The organism is Marinobacter salexigens (assembly GCF_018860765.1).
Lineage (GTDB): Bacteria > Pseudomonadota > Gammaproteobacteria > Pseudomonadales > Oleiphilaceae > Marinobacter > Marinobacter salexigens_A.
Genome location: NZ_JAHKPV010000021.1, coordinates 125,279 through 146,384, shown reverse-complemented (window position 1 = coordinate 146,384; position 21,106 = coordinate 125,279). Strand labels below are relative to the sequence as shown.

The window sequence follows — 21,106 nt, the reverse complement described above, 5'->3', positions numbered from 1 at the left end:
GGTGTGTCTGAGGTTACAGCAATCAGTACGCATCTCTATCTGACCGAATTCCGGTGCTAATTTTCAGTATTCAGGTTGTTTCGCCGCTTTTCAAGCGTGTGAGTGCTAGTTTGTGATCAGCATCCTTGATTTGCCGTACAGTTATAAAAGCCTTGCGAAGAGGGTTACCATGGCGGCTATCGTTTCGTGTTGAACTTTACTTAAATCTTACGGCCTTAGGGGCATGATGAGCAGACTAATTCGTAGCCGCTGGCAGCGCTGGATAAACCGTCGGATTCCGCGCTCTGATGTCCAGTTACTCACCCAGAGAAACCTTTTCATTTTGCCAACGGCGCCCGGTGTGGTGTTCGGCGTACTATTGTTGATCATGCTGATTACCGGTATTAACTACCAAAATAGCCTGATTTACCTCGTAACCTTTCTACTAGGCGCTGTATTTGTAGGCGCTATGCACCAAACCCACCGAAACCTTGCGGGCCTTGAGCTAACACTTGTTCAAGCAGGCGAGGGGTTCGCTGGCGATGATATTCTCTTCCGCTTACGGGCGGCAGCAGGCAAAGACGACGCCATAGCCGTCACTCTGTCTGACGGTGACAGTTCGGTTCGAGTCGGCCATGTATCCTCGGGGCAGTCTGCCGATGTTGCTCTGCCAGTAAACTCTGCTTTTCGGGGGTATCTCCGCCCAGACAGCATCCGAATTGAAACCCGTTTCCCCTTTGGTTTGCTTAAGGCATGGTCTTGGATGCGTCCGGTCTCCGCAGCTGTGGTGTTTCCCCGACCCATTGCGGCTCCTGACGTGGCCAGCTCGGTTGATGATGGTGAACAAACAGCCAGCTCGCGATCTCCGGAAGGGAACGACCATGCTGAGCTGCGCCCGTGGCGCGATGGGGATATGAGTCAGCGTGTCATGTGGAAGCGTTTTGCCCGCAGCGGGCAAATGGTGGTGGCGGACTGGGAGGCCGATAAAGGCAGCCCCCATTGGCTGGATTTCAATGCCTTTGCTGGCACTGACCATGAGGTTCGACTCAGCTACCTAGCTTGGCTGGTGGTTGAACGCGGTAAGAACGGAGCCCGCTTCGGTCTAAACTTGCCGGGGCAGGTGATAGAACCGGATTCTGGCCCAGCCCATGCAGCCCGCTGCCTCAGAGCTTTGGCGGTATGGGGTGAAGAAAAACCACGGGAGGCTTTGGGTGCGCCCTATGGGACCCGCCGGAAGACAGATTCAGGTAGAAGAGTGAAGCCGGGAGCCGTGATATGAGTTTTTGGAATCGCCCTAAGCAGGAGCCAGAAACGCAAAGCGACACGCTGCCTTCGCGCGCGCTGCTGTGGCTGATGGTTAGCTTTGCGTTGCTATTGACGCCTCAGCTTGATCGGCTTCCAGTGTGGTTGGTGGCGATATGTGTTGTTTTGGCTGGCTGGCGCTGGCTGACTCAGCAGGGCCGTGTGCGCTTGCCGGGGCGTTGGCTGCGCACGGGCATTTTGCTGTCACTGATTGCGGTTTATCTCCTTCGCGTTCAAGGCAGTTTTACCGTAGACACAGCGGCTTCGTTTTTTGTACTGACGGTTGGCTTGAAGTGGCTCGAAACCCGCACTGCCCGGGATTTCTATGTGCTGTTCTATATTTTGGTGTATCTGGCGACGGTGAACTTTTTGTTCCATCAGGAAATTCACTGGGCGCTAGTGAACATTGCCGCCATTGGTTTGTTGTTAATCGGGTTGCAGGTGCTCAATGCACCGGAGCTTCCCGGTGGTATGAAGGCGGGGTGGCGCAGGTTAGGTGTCATGCTGTTAAAAGTCCTGCCGATTGTTGTATTGCTGTTTGTGTTTTTCCCCCGTATGGAGCCTTTGTGGAGCGTGCCTTTGGTGTCTGGCAGTGCGCGTACGGGTATAAGCGACACTATGCGCCCTGGAGACATATCCAGCCTCGCGCAAAGCAGTGACCGGGCTTTTCGGGTAACCTTTGGTGGCCCCATGCCCGCCTACCGGGATAGATACTGGCGAGGACTTATTCTGGATACCCTTGATGATGGAACCTGGCGTCAGGGCGGCTATGAGACTTACCGTCGACCGGGGCGGGTGAATGTGGATGGTGGTGTTGGTGAACTGCAACCGGAAGAATACGATGTTTTGATGGAGCCCACCGATCAGCGCTGGGCATTTGCACTCGAAAGCTCAGTGGCGGTTTCAGACAACGTTGGGAAAGAAGCAGACGATCTGTTCCGCTTCCGCCGCCCAGCGGATAGTCCGGTCCGGTATAGGCTGGCCCGTGACAACTCGCCAGAGCAAACAGTGCCCGAGTTAGAGCCAGGGCAAGCCCGCCGGTATCTGCAACTCCCGGCTTACGGAAACCCGAGAGCGCGTGCATTGGCAGCAGACCTGCGGCACTCCAATAGTGATGTGGGCGTCATTCGATCTCTCCTTAACCGGTTCCGGGAGCAACCTTATTTTTACACCTTGCGCCCGCCTAAAATGCCCAATGACGGCATCGACAGCCTGCTATTCGACGACATGCGCGGGTTCTGCGCACATTATGCTGGCGCGACAACGTTTGTGCTGCGCTCGGCAGGCATTCCTGCAAGGGTTGTGGTTGGCTATCAGGGCGGTGAAAGTGGTGCGGGTGACGAATACCTTGTAGTGCGCCAGTACGATGCCCACGCTTGGGTCGAAGCTTGGGTAGAAGGGCAAGGCTGGGTTCGTATTGACCCTACCGCTGCAATTGCGCCAAACAGAATTGAATCCGGTTTACGGGATGCCGTGGCCGAGGAAGGCTCATTCCTCGAGAACGAGTGGGCTTCTGCCCAACGGTATGGGGATGTGGCGCTTATTCGGTGGGCAAGTCAGCAGCTCGATCGGATTAACTATCAATGGCAGCGCTGGGTAGTTGGCTATCAGGGTCAAAGCCAGATGGATCTAATGTCCCGGCTGCCCGGCGGCTTAGGTATCAAGGAGCTTGGGTATATTACCGCCGGTATTGTCGGAGTGGGGCTGCTTATAGCTGGTTTGATATCGGCGCTGCAAATGCGCCGGGGTGCAAGCCGGGATCGTTACGGCCGTGTTTTGGGCGCTTGGTATCAGCTATGTGAGCGCGCAGGGGTGCCTGTCAGGAGTGGCGAAACACCGTCTGCTTTGGCCTCCCGGCTGGCGGCTGCAGAACCGGCGGTGGCAGATGCCGCACGGCTTTTTGCTCGGATGGTCAACAGCCACTATTATAGACCGCAATCCAAATCGGCCGCGGCTCGGGATGGCAGTGATGATGTACAGCGCATGCGCAGACTGCTTGCCACCATGAAGCGACAGCTTCGCAAAGCTAGTAAAACCCAGCGTTCAAACTCCCGGAGCCTTGCCCATTCAGGAAAGCACAGTGACTGATATAACTTTTAAAATGCCTTGGTTTCAAAAGCCCTGGCAGACGATTCAAAATCGCCTTTCTGAAGGTAGACTGCCCCATGCGCTCTTGGTGACCGGTGAGTGTGGTGTGGGTAAGCGAGCCTGGGCGGATGCAGTATCAAGCTTGCTGTTGTGTGCTGCGCCCTTGAATAAGGAAGCCGGTACGCCGGTTGCCTGTGGCCAGTGTCGCCAATGCCAGCTGATCGCGGCATCCAGTCATCCGGATGTTCGGGTGTATGCACCGGAAAAGTCCCGGATGATAAAAATTGAGCAGATACGGCAGCTCTCGGCTTTTGCCGTATCCTCTCCGCAAGTTGCCAGTCGCAAGATTGCCGTAATCGACCGCGCGGACCAACTTAATATCAACTCTGCCAATGCTCTGTTGAAAACCCTCGAAGAGCCGGTACCCGATTTTGTTCTTATACTTCTGCAGGAGAGTGGTCGGCCTGTTTTGCCAACCATACGTTCTCGGTGTCAGGTAATGTCCATTCCTGTTCCCTCCGCTGAGCAGGCCGAGCAGTGGCTTGTTAGCGAGGTGGCGAAGCTTGAAGGTGGCAAGCAGCCCTCTCCAGAGCTTATGTCCAAGTCGCTAATGCTGGCGGGTAATGCACCGCGTTTGGCGCTGGAATACGCCACAGGCGAGTTTCCGGCACTGCGTGATGAGGCGTTCGACAAGTTTCGTCAGTTTATGAAAGGTCAGGTCGCGGTAGCTGAGGCTGCAAAGGCTTTTAAAGCATTGGGGTTGGAAGACATGCTTTGGCTGTTTGAAGGCTGGGCCTCGGACTTGGCCCGGTTATGTGCCGGAGGTACAGCAAACGATCACGAAGCTGAGGAAATGCTGTTTTTTTTGGCGAGTAAAAACCCGGCCTGGCGTGCCCATGAGTTATTGGATCAGGTTCGCGAGACCCGGGCGGCTGGCGTATATAACGTCAACCCTGAGCTCGAGGCCAGTCGGTTGCTAATTGCTTGGCGGGAGCTGATGCCCACCAAGCGTCGGGCGTCCTGATTGCGCGTTTAGCAGGAACACCTGCTATCATCTGAAGTTATAACGCATGATCAGGTGTTTTTCTCCCGCACGATTTGTTTAACGTTTTAACATTCATTTTTAGAAGGTGTCAGATATGGGGCCCGGATTTGGTGCGCGCAGCGGCATTCTTACCCTGACGATTAAGGATAAAGCGGTTTTGTACGCCGCTTACATGCCATACATTCGTCAGGGCGGTCTTTTTATACCTACCCAAAAGCAATACCAGCTCGGCGATGAAGTGTTTCTGCTACTAAACCTGATGGATGAGCCCGAAAAGCTGCCTGTTGCAGGCAAGGTTATCTGGATTACGCCTAAAGGCGCGCAGGGGAATCGTGCGGCTGGCATTGGTGTTCAGTTCAATGGCGATGATGAAAGCGCCAAGACCAAGATTGAATCCTATCTTGCAGGCTCGCTCAGCTCTGACCGCCCGACACACACAATGTGAGGCCCGCTTCCCAGATGAACGATCTTGCCCTTTCGACCGCTGATGCGGGTAGTTCGGTAGGGGCGTGTGAGATGGTGTGGCCGCTGAGGCACATCACGCTTGCAGGTCTCAGTTGGCCAGTACCGGATGCTCCGAAACCTGCCAAGTTGCCCGTGATTATGCTTCATGGTTGGCTGGATAACAGTCTGACTTTCTCCAAAATAGCGCCGGAATTGGCGCAGTGGTCGTCGCTGTATGCTGTGGATATGGCAGGTCACGGGCATTCCGGCCATCGCCCGGCTGGGCAAAGTTACCAGTTAATGGATTACGTTGCGGACCTTGCCGAACTGATTGAAACGCACTTCTGCGAATCCGGGCAGTTCGAACAGGTGGATGTGGTTGGCCATTCATTAGGCGGAATTGTGGGTGCACTCTACGCTGCGGCGTTTCCGGAGCGGGTGCGCAAGCTGGTTATGATCGACAGTCTCGGCGCACTTAGTCGACCAGTCAGTGAGACGGTTCCACAGCTTCGTAAGTCCATCAAAAAACGCATCGCAGGTTCCGGTCGGCCAGCGGTTTATCCGGACGTTGTGACGGCAGCTAAGGTTCGTGAGGGCGGGTTAAGCCCGCTAAGCCACGAAGCGGCACTGGCGTTGATTCGTAGGAACCTGAAGCCTGAAGACGGCGGTTACGGTTGGCGCACAGATGCGCGGTTAAGGCACCCGTCTCCATTGATGATGACAGAGGAGCAAGTCTTGGCTTCGCTAAAGGCTGTTAAGGCACCAACTCTGTTTGTGCGTGCTCAGGAAGGGCTGCTGGCTAATAGAGAAGGGCTTGATAGCCGTGCGGACGCCATGCCAAATTTGCACACGGTTGATGTGCCTGGCGGGCATCATTGTCACCTTGATGGGCATACTCGCCCGGTTGTCGATGCTGTCAGACACTTTCTTGAGAATGAGTAATACCTTGCCAAAGTTATTTGTATTGAGCTTTATGACTTCTGTGCTGCTATCAACAGCTTCGGCTGTTGCCAGTGCTGCGTTGCCGGAATCTGCGCCGGAGCCATTTGCTCAGTCCACGCTCGAAGAGACGGCGCCTATCGAGTCGTCCGGCCACCTTGTATTGTTCAGCCCGGTACGGGAGGTTAACAACGAGATTCGCTCAGAAACCATGGCCCGGTTACCGGTGTCTGGGGAGGGTCGCCTCTACCAGATTTCACGGGATGCCAACCGCCGGGAAGCGTTGGAACACTACCTTGGGCTGCTGCGTGATCGTGGCGCGCAAATCTTGTTCGAGTGCTCGGGCATTCGGTGTGGCCGCAGCAACGTGTGGGCAAACCAGATCTTTCATCAACCAGTTCTCTACGGTAGGGATGGCACCCAAGATTATTTGGTGGCAGGTGTCGTAGCCGACGATGGCAGTCGTTGGCTGACGTCTGTATATACAGTTACCCGGGGTAATCTTAGAGAGTACGTTTGGGTAGAGCACATGAAGGTTGCGGCTGGCGCTTCAGTTCCGGGTCTTGGCTCGGTTAATAACCGTATTGTGGGGCCGGTGGTTGTACCTTGGCAGGGCGGCGTTACCTACCGGTTTAACTGGCAGGCCACGGATCGCAGAAAAGTTGGCGATCTTGCCCGGATTGAGGGTGCCAAGGTGATTCTTGTTGGTTACTCCGCACTTGGTGAGAATGAATCTTTCATCCGCGCCATGGAGCGAGCCCGCAAGGCGGCAGAGTCGCTTTCCGAGGTTTTGGCGAAAACCGGTGTTTCCAGACAACAGCAGGAATTGGTTATTGTGGGACCGTCGGTGGTTGTTTCGGATCCTACCCGCCAAGGCGATCGGGTTGAAGTAATGGTTGTAACGCAGTAGATCTAACGAAGAAGCCTTAACGAGGTAGTCAAGTGCCTGATAATGATGCATCCAAGGTTCTGGAGAGTTCAGACCTATCGGCCGTAGAGTCGAACGCCAGCGCTGAGCCTAAGCCTCCTGAACGCAAACGCCAGACTGTTGCCTTAACCTTGGGCAGTGGCGGTGCTAGAGGCTATGCCCACATAGGTGCTATCGAAGTTCTTGCCGAGCGCGACTACAACATTGTGGCTATTTCCGGCTGCTCCATGGGTGCTCTGGTGGGCGGTATGTATGCAGCGGGCAAGATGCAAGATTACAAAGACTGGGTAACTGGGCTTGGCCAATTTGATGTGCTCAAATTGCTGGATCTAACCTTCAACTCAGTTGGTGCGATTCGAGGGGAAAAGATCTTCTCAGTCGTGCGGGAGATGCTGGGAGATACTCGAATTGAAAATCTGCCCCTGCATTACACCGCCGTTGCAACGGATTTGTTGGCTCATAAGGAAATTTGGTTTCAAGAGGGCCCTTTAGACAGGGCCATTCGGGCATCCGTCGCTATTCCAAGCGTTGTCACCCCCATGGTTTTGGATGGCCGAGTTCTGGTTGATGGGGCATTGCTAAATCCGCTGCCTATTATTCCGACCATTTCAGCCCATGCTGATCTCGTGTTTGCAGTGAATCTCAGCGGTGAAGAAGATCGGCGGCAAAGGTTGCCCGATGCCGCCTTTATGCACAGTGAGGATGAGGCTGCTAACGAGAACCCGGATGAATGGGTGGATAGGTTTCGCGATAAAGCCACCCGCTGGTTTGACTGGGACACGTTAAAATCCCTGAGCGCGGGAAAGCCGGGTGATGAGGAAAGCCCTGAGGATAAAATCTCGAAAGAAGTGCAGAAAAAGAGCCGGAATAAACAAGACAATAACAAACGTCAGGAAGAACACGAAACAATCAACTGGGACAAGCTGGGCCTCGGCAAGTTCGACGTTGTGAACTTGACCATTGAAACCATGCAGAGCGCTCTGGTGCAATACAAGCTTGCTGGTTACCCACCAGATTTGCTGGTTAACATCCCTAAAAACTCCTGCCGTATTTATGACTTCCATAAGGCTCCGGAACTGATTCAATTGGGGCGTGAGCGCATGACTGCGGCTTTGGACCGGTTTGAAGAAAACCGGAACAGCTCCGGGCCTTTGGCTGTATGAGCCTATAAGGCTGAACCCTAATTTGGTGGCTGCAGCAAGGCCTTGAAACAGCGTATAATCCGCGCTGAATCCGACATGACAGGAAGCAGTGCTTGTGACCAGCCCGATTGACGACCTTCACACCGTTCGCGATTATCTTCGTTACGCGTCTTCACAGTTTGCCGCTTCGCCGGTTTTTTTCGGCCATGGCACGGATAACGTGTGGGATGAGGCCGTGCAATTGGTGATGCGCAGCCTGCACCTACCGCTAGAAAACAACACCCTGTTTCTGGATGCCCGGCTGACCCGGGAAGAGCGCTTGCTTATTCTTGAGCGCCTCCGTCGTCGCATCGACGAGCGTGTTCCCCTAGCGTATCTATTGGGTGAAGCTTGGTTTATGGGTATGCCGTTCAATGTGGACGAACGGGTTTTAGTGCCACGCTCGCCAATTGGGGAGCTGATTGAAAACGGATTCCAGCCCTGGCTTGGCGATAAGCCTGTTGAGCGAATTCTCGATCTTTGCACCGGAAGCGGCTGTATCGGCATAGGAACGGCCTGGGTATTTGAGAATGCCGCCGTTGATTTGTCGGATATCTCGCCTGAAGCTCTGGCAGTTGCAGAATCCAACATTGATTTGCATGAGCTTCATGGCCGGGTGCGCACGGTAGAGTCGGATGTGTTCGCGAATATCACCGGTCAGTACGATATCATTGTCAGTAATCCGCCCTATGTTGATGCGGAAGATATCGGTGATATGCCAGATGAGTTTCATCATGAGCCGGTGCTAGGGCTTGCAGCAGGCGATGATGGTTTGGATATTGCCCATCGGATTATTGCCGGAGCAGCGGAGCATCTTACGCCCGGCGGCCTGCTGGTAGTCGAGGTTGGGAATAGCTGGGTAGCTCTGGATGAGGCGTATCCGGAACTTCCGTTCACTTGGCTGGAGTTCAATAATGGCGGCGACGGTGTTTTTGCGATTACCGAGCAGGACCTCCGTCAGTGGCAGAGCAATCGTTAATCTAATTTCTTACATCACTTTTACAAGATATTGAATTATGTCAGGAAATACTTTCGGAAAACTGTTTACCGTTACAACGTTTGGCGAGAGCCATGGGGCTGCTCTGGGCTGTATTATTGATGGCTGCCCACCGGGGTTGGAGCTTTCGGCAGCCGATATGCAGGCAGATCTAGATCGCCGTAAGCCCGGCACTTCCCGGCATACTACCCAGCGCCGTGAAGCGGATGAGGTTCGCATTCTTTCCGGGGTGTTCGAGGGTAAAACTACGGGCACGCCCATTGGGCTGATGATTGAAAATACAGATCAGCGCTCGAAAGATTACTCAAAAATTTCAGAGCAGTTCCGCCCGGCTCATGCCGACTACACCTATATGCATAAGTATGGGGTGCGGGATTACCGTGGTGGTGGCCGTTCTTCGGCCCGTGAAACGGCTATGCGTGTCGCAGCCGGTGCGGTGGCTCGGAAGTTTTTGCAGGAGCGTTTGGGTATTCGTATCCGTGGGTATTTGTCGGAGCTTGGGCCGGTGCGAGCAGAGAAGCTCGATTGGGATCAAGTGCATCAAAATCCGTTTTTCTGTCCTGATGCCGATAAAGTGCCGGAGATGGAGGCCTATATGGATGCTCTTCGCAAGGAAGGCGATTCTATTGGTGCACGGATTAATGTGGTAGCTGAAGGTGTGCCGCCGGGGTTGGGTGAGCCGGTGTTTGATCGTTTGGATGCGGATTTGGCGCATGCTTTGATGAGTATCAATGCGGTGAAAGGCGTTGAGATTGGTGCGGGTTTTGGGTGCATTACTCAAAAGGGTACGGAGCATCGGGATGAGATGACGCCTGAGGGCTTTTTGTCGAATCATGCTGGCGGTGTGCTTGGGGGCATTTCGTCAGGGCAGCCACTTGTGGCGAGTATTGCACTGAAGCCGACGTCGAGTTTGCGTTTGCCGGGGCGTGGTATTGATGTGCACGGTAATCCGGTGGAGGTTATTACGACTGGGCGGCACGATCCTTGTGTGGGTATTCGGGCTACGCCGATTGCTGAGGCGATGATGGCGATTGTGTTGATGGATCATTATTTGCGCCATCGTGGTCAGAATGGTGATGTTTCTGTTGCTACGCCGGTTATTGGGCAGCTTTGAACCTGATAGCTTAGGTGTAGCGATCCAGTCAGGTAAGGCTGTTCAAAAAACGCCCGTAAATACATCCATGTAGGGCTTCGTCGCGCCATCCTTGGCGCTCCAGATTTTTGAACAGCCTTACCTGACCGGATCACCACAGGCCGTGGTTTACCCGACTATGCTGGGTTGGCACTCGCTAACTCTTGCTCGGATTTCCCTCTTCTTCTTGAACAATCCTCAGCATCGCCTTCGCGGCGTTACCCGGTTGCCGGCCGGTTAGTCCAATGCCGCCAAGAGCCCGTGTAACCGAGTTTCCAGTTTCCGTTCCTTTCGCTAGTACGCCTTCAAGCACTTTCAGGCTTTCATCTGCCATGCGCAGTGGTAATACGCTCCATCCGAGGCCGACGCTGGTCATCATTTTGAGGGTTTCTAGGTAGTTGGTGGGCATTTGTGGGTGCAGGGGTAGGTTTGCCTCCAGAAATAAGCGGCTTACTACGCGGTAGGTTGATGTTGAGGTATCCGGAAGTAGGGCCGGGTGCTGTGCCAGATCAGCGAGCTTTGGTGTTTTTATTGCAGCCAGTGGGTGGTCGGTGCCCACGACAAAGGCCATGGGGTCTGGCCATTGGGCGAATACGTGGAAGCTTGCGGGCATGCTGTCGCTGAGTGTTACGAAGGCCAATTCGGCGTTGCGTTTACGCATTTGTTCGTAGGCAGCGTCGGATTCCATGAACTGAAGGTTTATGGTTACCTGGGGGTGTTCACGTTTGAACCGTCTTAGCCATTTCGGTAAGTGATGAAGGCCTATGTGGTGGCTGGCGATGATGTGTAGCTCACCCTCCAGTACGCCGGAGTTTGGCGATAGGGCGATGCGGGCGTTGTGGATTTCGTCCAGGATTTTGCGTGCGTGGGGTAGTAGTCGGCTTCCGGAGTCGGTGAGGCGGATTTGTCTTTGGCTTCGGTCGATGAGTGTTTCGCCAAGTTGGTTTTCTAGAGCTGCAAGGCGTTTGCTGATGGCGGGTTGGCTTAGGTGTAACAGCTCGGCAGCCTCAGAAAAGGAGCCTTGGTCGACAATTGTAATGAAGGCTTTGAGGGCGTTTGAGTCCACGGTTTGTATTCCTGCAGTGTTTGTCAGCAAAGGCTATCGTATAACCGAAAGGAATGCGATGAATGATAAACATGAATTGCGGTTATGTTTTTTGTGGCTGTATGATAGGTGCGAGATTCGGGCTGAATAGCCATAGATAGCACTAAAAAAATGTACCTCCAGAGAGTGAGAGAGAATCATGGCGGGTAAGACCTTATACGATAAGTTGTGGGACGATCATTTGGTCAAGCAGCGGGACGATGGTTCTGCGCTGATTTACATTGATCGTCAGTTGTTGCACGAAGTAACTTCACCGCAGGCCTTTGAGGGTCTGCGCTTGGCTAATCGCAAGCCGTGGCGCATTGATGCTAATTTGGCAACCCCAGACCACAACGTTCCGACTACAGATCGAGCGAAGGGTGTTGAGGGCATTGTTGATCCGGTATCTCGTATCCAAGTAGAAACGCTGGGTAAGAACTGCGATGAGTTCGGTATTCTTGAATTCAAGATCATGGATCAGCGTCAGGGTATTGTACACGTTATTGGGCCAGAGCAGGGTGCTACGCTGCCGGGTATGACCATTGTGTGCGGTGATTCCCATACGTCTACTCACGGTGCATTTGGTTGCCTTGCCCATGGCATAGGTACGTCTGAAGTTGAGCATGTGCTGGCAACCCAGTGTTTGGTGCAGCAGAAAATGAAGAATATGCTGGTGACGGTAAATGGCCAGCTTGGAAAGGGTGTTACCGGTAAAGACGTCGTGTTGGCGATCATCGGTAAAATCGGCACTGCAGGCGGTACCGGACACGCTATTGAGTTTGGTGGTGAGGCGATTCAGAATCTGAGCATGGAGGGTCGGATGACCATTTGCAATATGGCCATTGAAGCCGGTGCTCGGGTGGGTATGGTGGCTGTAGATGGCACGACCATCGATTATGTGAAAGGTCGGCCTTTCTCACCCACGGGCGATGCGTGGGATGCCGCGGTTAAATACTGGCGCACGTTGCACAGTGATTTGGATGCGGAGTTCGACAAGGTTGTTGAGTTGGACGGTGCGGAAATTATGCCGCAGGTAAGTTGGGGTACGTCTCCGGAGATGGTTGCAGACGTTACAGGTAATGTGCCTGACCCAGCTAAAGAAGAAGACCCCATTAAGCGCGAAGGCATCGAACGTGCTCTTAAGTATATGGGCTTGCAGGCAAATCAGGCGATCACAGATATAATGCTCGACAGGGTCTTTATCGGTTCCTGCACTAATAGCCGCATTGAAGATTTGCGTGAGGCCGCGTCTGTGGTGCAAGGGCGTAAGGTTGCGAAAAGCCTGAAGCAGGCGATGGTTGTGCCGGGTTCCGGTTTGGTGAAGTCACAGGCGGAAGCTGAGGGTCTTGATCAGATTTTCATTGAGGCTGGCCTTGAGTGGCGTGATCCGGGTTGCTCCATGTGCCTGGCTATGAACGCCGACAAGTTGGGGCAGGGTGAGCACTGCGCTTCCACGTCTAACCGTAACTTCGAGGGCCGTCAGGGCTTTGGGGGTCGGACGCATTTGGTGAGCCCTGCCATGGCAGCCGCCGCCGCAATCGCCGGTCACTTTGTTGATGTTCGCGAATTGCTGAACTGAGCCACAGGAGAGAACAGAACCATGCGCGCATTTACGCAACACCAAGGCATTGTCGCCCCCATGGACCGTTCCAATGTGGATACGGACATGATTATTCCCAAGCAGTTTTTGAAATCTATCAAACGCACGGGCTTTGGCCCCAACCTGTTTGATGAGTTGCGTTATCTCGATGAAGGCAAGCCTGATCAAGACAGTTCTCAGCGCCCTCTGAACCCGGACTTTGTGCTCAATCAGCCCCGCTACAAGGGTGCTAGCGTACTCTTGGCCAGAAGCAACTTTGGTTGTGGTTCAAGTCGCGAGCATGCCCCCTGGGCACTTGATGATTACGGTTTTCGAGTTATTATCGCTCCGAGCTTTGCCGATATTTTTTATAACAATTGCTTTAAGAATGGTCTCTTACCTATTGTTCTCGAAGAAAAAATTGTCGATAAGTTGTTTCAAGAGGCTGAGGCTTCGGAAGGCTACAAGCTGACAGTAGATCTGGAGGCGAAAACCGTGGCCACGCCGTCTGGTGAGTCTTTCGGGTTTGATGTGGATGATTTCCGTCGCCATTGCTTGTTGCATGGTCTCGATGATATCGGCGTAACTCTCGAAGACGCAGAGCTGATCAAATCCTATGAAGATCAGCGCCGCCAAACAGCTCCTTGGCTATTTGGCGCTGGCCGGTAGTCTGCGTTTCGGTGAACAGCTGAGATACATAGGCCCCATACAAGCCGGGTGCGTGAATCTTCACCTGGCGATAGTTAATTCACCGTGCCAAAGTGGCCCGGTTTACCAAAATTTGGAAGCTCATCATGTCCAGAAATGTACTTCTTCTGCCGGGTGACGGCATAGGTCCTGAAATTGTTGCGGAAGCCGAAAAAATCCTGCACGCCATTAATGAAAAATTTGATCTGAAGCTTACGTTTGATACCGGCCTCGTTGGTGGAGCTGCGTTGGATGAAGCTGACAATCCCTTGCCGGACGACACACTGGATATGGCCCGCAAGGCTGATGCGATTTTGTTGGGCGCCGTAGGTGGTCCAAAGTGGGACGCTCTTCCTATGGCAAAACGCCCTGAGAAAGGGCTGCTTGGCTTGCGCTCGAATCTGGAGCTGTTTGCTAACCTGCGCCCGGCTATTCTTTATCCGCAACTTGCGTCTGCATCCTCTCTCAAGCCCGAGGTGGTTTCGGGTCTGGATATCATGATTGTACGTGAGCTCACAGGCGGGATTTACTTTGGCCAGCCGCGCGGTGTTCGTCAGCTCGAAAGCGGCGAGCGTCAGGGCTATAACACCTATGCCTACACGGAATCTGAAATTCGCCGAATCGGCAGGGTTGCGTTTGAGGCGGCGCAGCAGCGTGGCAAGAAACTGTGCTCCGTCGATAAAGCCAATGTTCTTGAAGTGACCGTTTTGTGGCGTGAAATCATGAATGAGTTGAAGAGTGAGTATCCGGACGTAGAGCTCTCTCACATGTACGTGGATAACGCGGCTATGCAGCTGGTCCGTGCACCCAAGCAGTTCGACGTGATTGTGACTGGAAACATGTTTGGTGATATTCTTTCAGACGAAGCAGCCATGCTCACAGGTTCTATTGGCATGTTGCCGTCAGCATCGCTGAATTCGGAAAAGCAGGGTATGTATGAGCCTTGCCACGGGTCGGCGCCAGATATAGCGGGCAAAGGTATTGCCAACCCTCTCGCTACAATTATCAGTGCTGCCATGATGTTGCGGTACAGCCTTGATGAAGAAAAGGCTGCGGCGGCCATCGAGGCGGCTGTGAACAAGGTACTGGATCAGGGGCTGCGCACGGCAGATATTATGTCGGAAGGCGGTACCCGGGTTTCTACCCGCGAAATGGGTGATGCGGTACTGGCTGCTCTGTAAATTACGATAATCCCCGACAGCAACACGACGCGGTTGCTGCGGGATCATTCATCCTGTCCCAGCCAGCGATATAGGTTGTGGGCGGGCATAACGCGAGGTTCAAAGGTCGCACATGAAGCGAGTTGGACTTGTAGGTTGGCGCGGCATGGTGGGCTCAGTGCTCATGCAGCGCATGCGCGAAGAAAATGATTTCGCTGATATCGAACCAGTATTTTTCACCACATCTCAGGCTGGTCAGCCAGCTCCGGATGTGGGTAAAGACGGCGTGCCGCCTTTGCAGGATGCTTTCGATATCGAAACCCTTAAAACTCTGGATGTGGTTTTGACATGTCAGGGTGGTGATTACACAAGCGCGGTTTATCAGAAGCTACGTGACGCAGGCTGGCAAGGTTACTGGATTGATGCGGCATCGTCGCTTCGCATGGCGGATCATTCCGTTATTGTTTTGGATCCGGTGAACCGCAATGTGATCGATGCGGCGCTCGATAAAGGCGTTAAAGACTACATCGGTGGTAACTGCACTGTAAGTTTGATGATGCTGGCTCTTGGTGGTCTGCTGGAGCAAGACCTGATCGAGTGGGTATCGCCCATGACTTATCAGGCGGCTTCTGGATCCGGTGCGCAAAACATGCGCGAATTGCTGAACCAGATGGGTGAGCTGAACCGCAGTGTTAATGACGAGCTGGCCAGCCCGTCCTCTGCGATTTTGGACATCGACCGCAAGATTACTGAAACCATGCGTTCTGATGGATTTCCCACCGAGCACTTCCAAGTTCCTTTGGCTGGTAGCCTGATACCGTTTATCGATAAGCAACTTGATAACGGCATGAGTAAAGAAGAGTGGAAGGCGGGTGTTGAGACCAATAAAATTCTTGGTCGCTCAGACAATCCGATTCCAATTGATGGAATCTGTGTGCGGATTGGCGCCATGCGTTCCCACAGCCAGGCGCTCACAATCAAGCTCAAGAAAGATCTAACGGTTGCAGAAATCGAGTCGATTCTGGCGAAAGCCAACGACTGGGTGAAAGTCATACCTAATGATCGTGATGCAACCATCGAAGAGCTGACGCCTGCCAAGGTTACAGGCACCCTGAGCGTGCCCGTAGGGCGTATTCGAAAGCTCGCTATGGGGCCAGAGTACATCTCTGCGTTCACCGTGGGTGATCAGCTGCTATGGGGCGCTGCTGAGCCTCTACGGCGTATGTTACGGATATTGCAAGCGCGTTAAGAAATGTTACACGGAGGCAATTAATGCCAACTGTGTCCGGTTTCAGAAAGCCGGTTAGGGGGCGGAGGCTGATTTCAGTCTCCGCCCCTGTTATTTTCAGGAACACTAGGGAGTTCCGTGCAACTAATAAAAAAATGGTGCAAGGAATGCGGCTGATTGATTGATAAAAGAGGTTTTATCTACAATACTTGCCGAACTGAACGTTAAAGTTTCGACAGCTTCGACATATTAAATCTGAAGTATCCAGACGAAAGTCACCTCACCTCGTTCGGTGCTGTGCAAAAAACGGTATCGGATAACGGAGACTGGAAAGGAAAAAGCATGAAGGTACGCAAGCTTGCGGTTGCACTGGCTCTGGCGGGAGGGCTCGGATCCGGGGTTGCTCAGGCCCTTGGGCTGGGTGAAATTGAACTTCAGTCCTATCTGAATGAACCCATGGAAGCAGAGATTGTTCTGCCGCAAAGTCGGGGCGTAGATCCCGGTGATGTGTTCGTGAACATCGCTCCGGACATGGCTTATCAGAGACTGGGCCTGCAGCGAAGCCCATTTGTAGGCAAACTCCGTTTTAACGTGGTTACGGGCGCCGATGGCAGCCTGATGGTGAATGTGAGTTCCCGGGAGCCCCTGCGAGAGCCATATCTTAACTTCTTGCTGGAACTAACCTGGCCCAATGGTCGGCTAATGCGTGAATACGCAGTTTTAGTAGATCCCCCCGTTTACGCCGAAGAGTCCGGTGTGTCTGAAGAGGTGCGTGCCCCTTCAGCACAAGCCCGAACAACTGCACCGGACCGCGGTGCCGACTCTGGTCGCCGAGAGGCTAGGGCAGAGCGGGCTCAGAGTCGTGGCTACGGGTCTGATACTTTTGGACCTACGGGTGCAAATGACACGCTTTGGACCATCGCTTCCGCCGTTAGGCCGGACAACAGTCTCTCAATGCAGCAGGTTATGCTGGCATTGCAAGACCTGAATCCCGATGCGTTCATTGGCAATAACATCAACCGGCTCAAACGAGGTCAGGTACTGCGTGTTCCAACCGCAGATCAGATCCGCAACCGTAGTCGTTCAGAGGCAACCCGTGCGGTAGCCCAGCAGAACCAAGAATTCCAGCAGCCCAAGCGCACAGTAGATGCTACGCCCGCCCAGCCGTCTGAAACCAGCGCTGCTGGCCAAACTTCCTCTGGTGGCGACGAGCTCAAACTGCTGGTTGCCGATGATACTGGCAGCCGCAGTGAGACCGATGGTGGCTCTGCTGGTGGCGACGGCAAGCTTCCTGGCGGTGTCGATGCCGGCACCGCCGTTGCTATGGAAGAGCTTGAAAGCTCTCGGCGTGAGAACGAAGAACTCAACACTCGGGTTGACGATCTTCAGGATCAGGTACAAACGCTGCAACGTTTACTAGAGCTCAAAAACAGCCAGTTAGCAGAGATGCAGCAAGGCGCTGCGGCTGGCGATACAGCACCTGATCAAGCAACTCCGGATTCTGAACTTGCTGATTCCACTGCGGGTACAAGTGAAGCCACTACAGACTCTGAACTCGCGGAAGCCGCTCCCGATACTGCGGATCCTATGGCAGAGACGGAACCGAAAGAGACTGGTGACCCCTCTGTTGAAGATGGAGTCGCGGAGTCAGCAGAGGTGCCCGCCGAGCCCGGCACTGAAGAGGCCCTGTCTGGCGAATCGGATATCACTGGTATGGACGGTATCTCTGATGAAGAGACTGCCGGTGAAGAGGCCGAAGCTACAGAATTGGCTCCCGAGGCTCAGCCTGCTGACGACATGACTGATGCCGAGCAGGATATGAATGCTGCAGGAAGCGACGCAGCCCCGGTGACAGTCGCACAGCCAGAGCAGCCGGCAGCATCAGAGGCACCTGAAACCAAGCCTGAGCCTGCGCCTAAGCCAGTTGCTGACAAGGGCTTCCCAGGTAACGTGATTGACGCGATTGCCAATAACACTATGTACCAGATCGCTCTTGGAGGCGGTTTGGTTATTCTGTTGTTGGTTCTTTTGCTCCTCGCCCGCCGCAACGCTAACCGCGAGAAAGAGTTTTATGAGCAGCTCAATAGTGAATCTGGCGGGCCTGACGATACCTTCGATCTGAGTCTGGATGACGATGAGACAACGCAGAGCGATGGTAATAGCGACGCTCTGGAAGAAGCGGATACATACATAGCCTACGGTCGTTATGATCAGGCGACGCAAGTTCTGGAAGCAGCTATCTCCCGCGAGCCAAGTCGCACAGATCTTCGCCTGAAGCTTCTAGCTGTCTACGCTGACAATCAAGAGCGCGACTCCTTCGAGAAACAGTTTGGGGAAATCGAGACACTAGGAGATGACGAAGCGCTTGCGCAGGCTAACGAGCTGCGCACCCGCCTTGCGGAAGCTGAATCAATGCCGAGCATTGACGACCTAGAGTCTCAGCTTCGCTCCGGTTCGTCCTTATCTGACGAGCTCGTGGCAGATCAATACGACGCTGGCCGCGAAGAACAGGTTGAGAACGAGTTCGGCGATTTTGACTCGGATTTGTCCGACTTTGATTCCGATACCATTGAAGGTGCAGAAAACGCGGCAGACGCCAAGGCCGACGACGAAACGAATCAGGAAGAAAAGAACGAGTCAGACGATCTGATCGAATACGATCTATCAGGGTTAGAGCTGCCGAAAGCAAAAGACGAAGCGGCAGATCCGCAGGAGTCGGACGTTACAGACTCCGAGCAAACGTCGGCAACTGATCTGTTGGACGAGGAAAGCGACTTTTCTTCACTCGAGATAGACCTTGACGATTCGGAAGATTCTTTTGAGGAGTCTCTCGAAGGCTTCGGTCTGGACGAGTCGTCCGAGAAATCGCTGGATGAATCCCTCGGTGAGCTTGATGAGCTATCAGGTTTCGAACTAAATGATGAGTTTGAATCCGAGACGTCACTTGATGAGCTAGAGAACGAGTTAGAAAGTGAAGCTGATAATAAGCTAGGGAGTGACCCAGAAGTTGAAGATGCATTAAGCTCAGACCTTGGTGCTCTGGATGAGTCTTTCTTGGATGAACTCGATGCAGAGTTGGACAAGGTTGCGGGCGAAGAGGAAGAGCTTGGTGGCTCGGAGATGGAAGAGTCCACTTTGGATGATCTTGAATTGGATGTCTCCGATGAAGATCTTGCCCTGATGGAAGAGTTCTCGGACCCAGCCGACTCAGCCAATGCCGGGTTAGAAGATAAACAGCCGTCTTTGGATGACTTGGATGACGAGCTGGACCTTGGCGATGCGCTCTCAGAAGACGCTGATGCCTCTCTATCAGTAGCTGAAGGCTCTGCTCCTGACGTTGACGACTCTGTTCCGGACGCTGATGGCTCTTTTCTGGATGAAGATTTGCCCGTAGCGTCTGATGAAGTGAAGGGCGAGGCATCAAGCTCACCGCTTGCTGATATCGATGAAGATGATATTGGCGACGATGATGACTTCGATTTTCTTGCAGGGACAGACGAGGCCGCAACCAAGCTTGACTTGGCACGGGCCTATATTGAGATGGGCGACAGTGATGGGGCGCGTGACATTTTGGAAGAAGTTGCCCTAGAGGGTGATGACGGACAGAAAAGCGAAGCTCAGGATCTGCTTAAAAAACTGTCCTAATTCGTTATAATCAGATAATTAAGGCAGCAAGCGCTGACTGACGCCGGGAGTTTCCCGGTAGCAGTCGGCGCTTTGTTTTTACAGCAACATACTTTCCGGATTTACATTTGTTTCTCTATCCTCAGGAACTCACAACGGATAATGCTATCGGCGCCGGGCGCGTTGCTTTGGCTTTCGAATACGATGGCCGGGGTTTCCATGGCTGGCAGCTACAGAAATCCGGCGTTCGTTCGGTAGAAGCAGAGCTTACAAAAGCTGTTGAGAAAGTGGCCAATCATGACGTTAACCTTGTGTGTGCGGGCCGAACGGATACTGGGGTGCACGCGAGTTACCAAATCGCGCATTTTGAAACTTCAGCCGTTCGACCGCTCCGTTCATGGGTTATGGGTATTAACACCGCTTTGCCATTTGATATCGCTGTGCATTGGGCAGGGAATGCTCGCGAGGATTTCCATGCGCGCTTTTCAGCTGTGTACCGACGCTACCGCTACGTCATCTATAACAGCGCCGTGCGCCCTGGTATCCAGAGAGGTCAGGTAAGCTGGACGTTTCGCGAGCTGGATGCCGAGCTAATGCATGACGCCGCCCAAGCATTGGTCGGGGAGCACGATTTTTCGTCGTTCCGTGCTGCGGGCTGTCAATCTCGAACGCCAATACGCTTCCTCGAGCAAATAAAGGTAACCCGGAAAGCGAACTTCGTCGTAATTGATGTGCAGGCCAATGCGTTTCTGCATCACATGGTTCGGAACATCGCTGGGGCTCTTATGGCTGTAGGTGCTGGAAATCAGTCGCCACGCTGGATTCATGACATACTACTTGCAAAGGATCGCAGGCTGGCTGGCGTAACCGCACCGCCCCACGGCTTGTATCTGGTGGATGTTGGTTATCCCGATGGTTTCGGCATACCTGCCGCTGAATGCGGCCCTGGTTTCCTGAGACCCTGGTTCAGCCCGTCAGAAAACAGCCCGGTTCGCCCAACTCACATTCACCCGAAACAGAAGCCGGTAGACGCATCATGAAAACACGAGTCAAAATTTGTGGTTTGACCCGTGTTTCGGATATCAAAGCGGCGGTTGCGAGCGGAGCGGATGCGATAGGCTTAGTGTTTTATGAGCCCAGCCCCCGCGCCGTGACTATAGAGCAAGCCGAGGTGCTTGCACGACATATTCCTGCGTTTGTGTCCCTCGTTGGCCTGTTTGTTAATCCTCCGGAAGCGCAAGTTAGAGATGTTCTGAAGCGCATACCATTGGATTTGCTGCAGTTCCACGGCGACGAGTCAGCAGGTTTTTGCGCGCAGTTCGAACGGCGCTGGATCAAAGCAGTGAGAGTTCAACAGGCCGGCCAAATCGAAAAAGCGTTCAGTGACTATTATCTTGCCTCCGGGCTGTTGGTTGATGCTTGGGATCCAGTGCGATTTGGCGGTACCGGGCAGTCGTTCAATTGGGATTTGATTCCGCCTGAGCGCACCTTGCCCCTCATATTGGCCGGTGGGTTGTCATCTGATAACGTATTCGACGCCGTAAAGAAGGTAAGGCCTTGGGCTGTTGATGTCAGTGGTGGTGTTGAAAAGAGCAAAGGTATCAAAGACATCGAGAAAATGTCTGAATTTATTAAAGAAGCTCACCGAGTTTGATACAAGAACGCATTGTGGCTAACAGAGAGGCTCACCGTGTCTAACAGAGAGGTTC

17 protein-coding genes are annotated in these 21,106 nt (G+C 53.5%); 16 read left to right on the top strand and 1 reads right to left on the bottom strand.

Annotation, left to right across the window (positions count from 1 at the left end):
* Positions 1 to 223 precede the first annotated feature (223 nt).
* The 9 genes from KO508_RS14370 (at position 224) to aroC (ending at position 10,017) form a co-directional block, all read left to right on the top strand.
* Positions 224 to 1,258 carry a DUF58 domain-containing protein gene (locus tag KO508_RS14370; RefSeq protein ID WP_436836622.1) on the top strand — a complete coding sequence of 345 codons (1,035 nt, stop codon included), beginning with the start codon at positions 224 to 226 and terminating at the stop codon, positions 1,256 to 1,258.
* Complete coding sequence (locus KO508_RS14365; RefSeq protein WP_216009006.1) at positions 1,255 to 3,369, top strand: transglutaminaseTgpA domain-containing protein; 2,115 nt, start codon at positions 1,255 to 1,257, stop codon at positions 3,367 to 3,369. Before KO508_RS14370 ends, KO508_RS14365 begins: the two co-directional genes overlap by 4 nt.
* The gene (gene holB / locus KO508_RS14360) at positions 3,362 to 4,393 is read left to right on the top strand and encodes a DNA polymerase III subunit delta' (protein WP_216009005.1); all 1,032 of its coding nucleotides are present in this window, start codon (positions 3,362 to 3,364) and stop codon (positions 4,391 to 4,393) included. The genes KO508_RS14365 and holB overlap by 8 nt, the downstream gene beginning before the upstream one ends.
* A 115-nt stretch (positions 4,394 to 4,508) precedes the next feature.
* Entirely contained in the window at positions 4,509 to 4,859 is a 351-nt protein-coding gene (locus KO508_RS14355; protein ID WP_200200787.1) for a PilZ domain-containing protein, read from the top strand.
* A 14-nt stretch (positions 4,860 to 4,873) separates the two neighbouring features.
* Positions 4,874 to 5,800: an alpha/beta fold hydrolase gene (locus KO508_RS14350; protein ID WP_216009004.1), complete on the top strand. Its 927-nt coding sequence runs from the start codon at positions 4,874 to 4,876 to the stop codon at positions 5,798 to 5,800.
* Positions 5,801 to 5,804: 4 nt separating this feature from the next.
* The gene (locus KO508_RS14345; RefSeq protein ID WP_354668039.1) at positions 5,805 to 6,707 is read left to right on the top strand and encodes a DUF4892 domain-containing protein; all 903 of its coding nucleotides are present in this window, start codon (positions 5,805 to 5,807) and stop codon (positions 6,705 to 6,707) included.
* A gap of 32 nt (positions 6,708 to 6,739) precedes the next feature.
* On the top strand, positions 6,740 to 7,888 hold the full coding sequence (locus KO508_RS14340; RefSeq protein ID WP_216009002.1) for a patatin-like phospholipase family protein: 1,149 nt from the start codon (positions 6,740 to 6,742) through the stop codon (positions 7,886 to 7,888).
* 94 nt (positions 7,889 to 7,982) lie between these two features.
* On the top strand, positions 7,983 to 8,885 hold the full coding sequence (gene prmB / locus KO508_RS14335) for a 50S ribosomal protein L3 N(5)-glutamine methyltransferase (RefSeq protein ID WP_216009001.1): 903 nt from the start codon (positions 7,983 to 7,985) through the stop codon (positions 8,883 to 8,885).
* A gap of 37 nt (positions 8,886 to 8,922) precedes the next feature.
* Positions 8,923 to 10,017, top strand: coding sequence for a chorismate synthase (gene aroC, locus KO508_RS14330; RefSeq protein WP_216009000.1), 1,095 nt, complete (start codon positions 8,923 to 8,925; stop codon positions 10,015 to 10,017).
* A 175-nt stretch (positions 10,018 to 10,192) separates the two neighbouring features.
* On the opposite strand, the gene KO508_RS14325 is transcribed toward aroC, so the two are convergent.
* Positions 10,193 to 11,101: a LysR family transcriptional regulator gene (locus KO508_RS14325; RefSeq protein ID WP_216008999.1), complete on the bottom strand. Its 909-nt coding sequence runs from the start codon at positions 11,099 to 11,101 to the stop codon at positions 10,193 to 10,195.
* Positions 11,102 to 11,279: 178 nt separating this feature from the next.
* On the opposite strand from KO508_RS14325, the gene leuC reads away from it, so the two are divergent.
* The 7 genes from leuC to KO508_RS14290 all read left to right on the top strand — a co-directional run bounded on the left by leuC (position 11,280) and on the right by KO508_RS14290 (position 21,051).
* Entirely contained in the window at positions 11,280 to 12,698 is a 1,419-nt protein-coding gene (gene leuC, locus KO508_RS14320) for a 3-isopropylmalate dehydratase large subunit (protein ID WP_216008998.1), read from the top strand.
* A gap of 21 nt (positions 12,699 to 12,719) precedes the next feature.
* Positions 12,720 to 13,367: a 3-isopropylmalate dehydratase small subunit gene (gene leuD, locus KO508_RS14315; RefSeq protein WP_216008997.1), complete on the top strand. Its 648-nt coding sequence runs from the start codon at positions 12,720 to 12,722 to the stop codon at positions 13,365 to 13,367.
* A 125-nt stretch (positions 13,368 to 13,492) separates the two neighbouring features.
* Positions 13,493 to 14,566: a 3-isopropylmalate dehydrogenase gene (leuB, locus tag KO508_RS14310; RefSeq protein WP_216008996.1), complete on the top strand. Its 1,074-nt coding sequence runs from the start codon at positions 13,493 to 13,495 to the stop codon at positions 14,564 to 14,566.
* A gap of 112 nt (positions 14,567 to 14,678) precedes the next feature.
* Positions 14,679 to 15,794, top strand: a complete 1,116-nt coding sequence (asd, locus tag KO508_RS14305) for an aspartate-semialdehyde dehydrogenase (RefSeq protein ID WP_216008995.1) — start codon at positions 14,679 to 14,681, stop codon at positions 15,792 to 15,794.
* Between the two features lie 321 nt (positions 15,795 to 16,115).
* Positions 16,116 to 19,418: a FimV/HubP family polar landmark protein gene (locus tag KO508_RS14300; RefSeq protein WP_216008994.1), complete on the top strand. Its 3,303-nt coding sequence runs from the start codon at positions 16,116 to 16,118 to the stop codon at positions 19,416 to 19,418.
* 107 nt (positions 19,419 to 19,525) lie between these two features.
* Positions 19,526 to 20,437, top strand: coding sequence for a tRNA pseudouridine(38-40) synthase TruA (truA, locus tag KO508_RS14295; RefSeq protein ID WP_216008993.1), 912 nt, complete (start codon positions 19,526 to 19,528; stop codon positions 20,435 to 20,437).
* Positions 20,434 to 21,051 (top strand): phosphoribosylanthranilate isomerase, encoded by a 618-nt coding sequence (locus KO508_RS14290; protein ID WP_252738142.1) that lies wholly within the window; start codon positions 20,434 to 20,436, stop codon positions 21,049 to 21,051. Before truA ends, KO508_RS14290 begins: the two co-directional genes overlap by 4 nt.
* Positions 21,052 to 21,106: the final 55 nt, after the last annotated feature.

What these genes read in the sequence shown, in the direction of transcription:
- KO508_RS14370 (WP_436836622.1), top strand. Translation starts at nt 224, where the DNA reads ATGATGAGCAGACTAATTCGTAGCCGCTGGCAGCGCTGGATAAACCGT.
- KO508_RS14365 (WP_216009006.1), top strand. Translation starts at nt 1,255, where the DNA reads ATGAGTTTTTGGAATCGCCCTAAGCAGGAGCCAGAAACGCAAAGCGAC.
- KO508_RS14355 (WP_200200787.1), top strand. Translation starts at nt 4,509, where the DNA reads ATGGGGCCCGGATTTGGTGCGCGCAGCGGCATTCTTACCCTGACGATT.
- KO508_RS14350 (WP_216009004.1), top strand. Translation starts at nt 4,874, where the DNA reads ATGAACGATCTTGCCCTTTCGACCGCTGATGCGGGTAGTTCGGTAGGG.
- aroC (WP_216009000.1), top strand. Translation starts at nt 8,923, where the DNA reads ATGTCAGGAAATACTTTCGGAAAACTGTTTACCGTTACAACGTTTGGC.
- leuC (WP_216008998.1), top strand. Translation starts at nt 11,280, where the DNA reads ATGGCGGGTAAGACCTTATACGATAAGTTGTGGGACGATCATTTGGTC.
- leuD (WP_216008997.1), top strand. Translation starts at nt 12,720, where the DNA reads ATGCGCGCATTTACGCAACACCAAGGCATTGTCGCCCCCATGGACCGT.
- leuB (WP_216008996.1), top strand. Translation starts at nt 13,493, where the DNA reads ATGTCCAGAAATGTACTTCTTCTGCCGGGTGACGGCATAGGTCCTGAA.
- asd (WP_216008995.1), top strand. Translation starts at nt 14,679, where the DNA reads ATGAAGCGAGTTGGACTTGTAGGTTGGCGCGGCATGGTGGGCTCAGTG.
- KO508_RS14300 (WP_216008994.1), top strand. Translation starts at nt 16,116, where the DNA reads ATGAAGGTACGCAAGCTTGCGGTTGCACTGGCTCTGGCGGGAGGGCTC.
- KO508_RS14290 (WP_252738142.1), top strand. Translation starts at nt 20,434, where the DNA reads ATGAAAACACGAGTCAAAATTTGTGGTTTGACCCGTGTTTCGGATATC.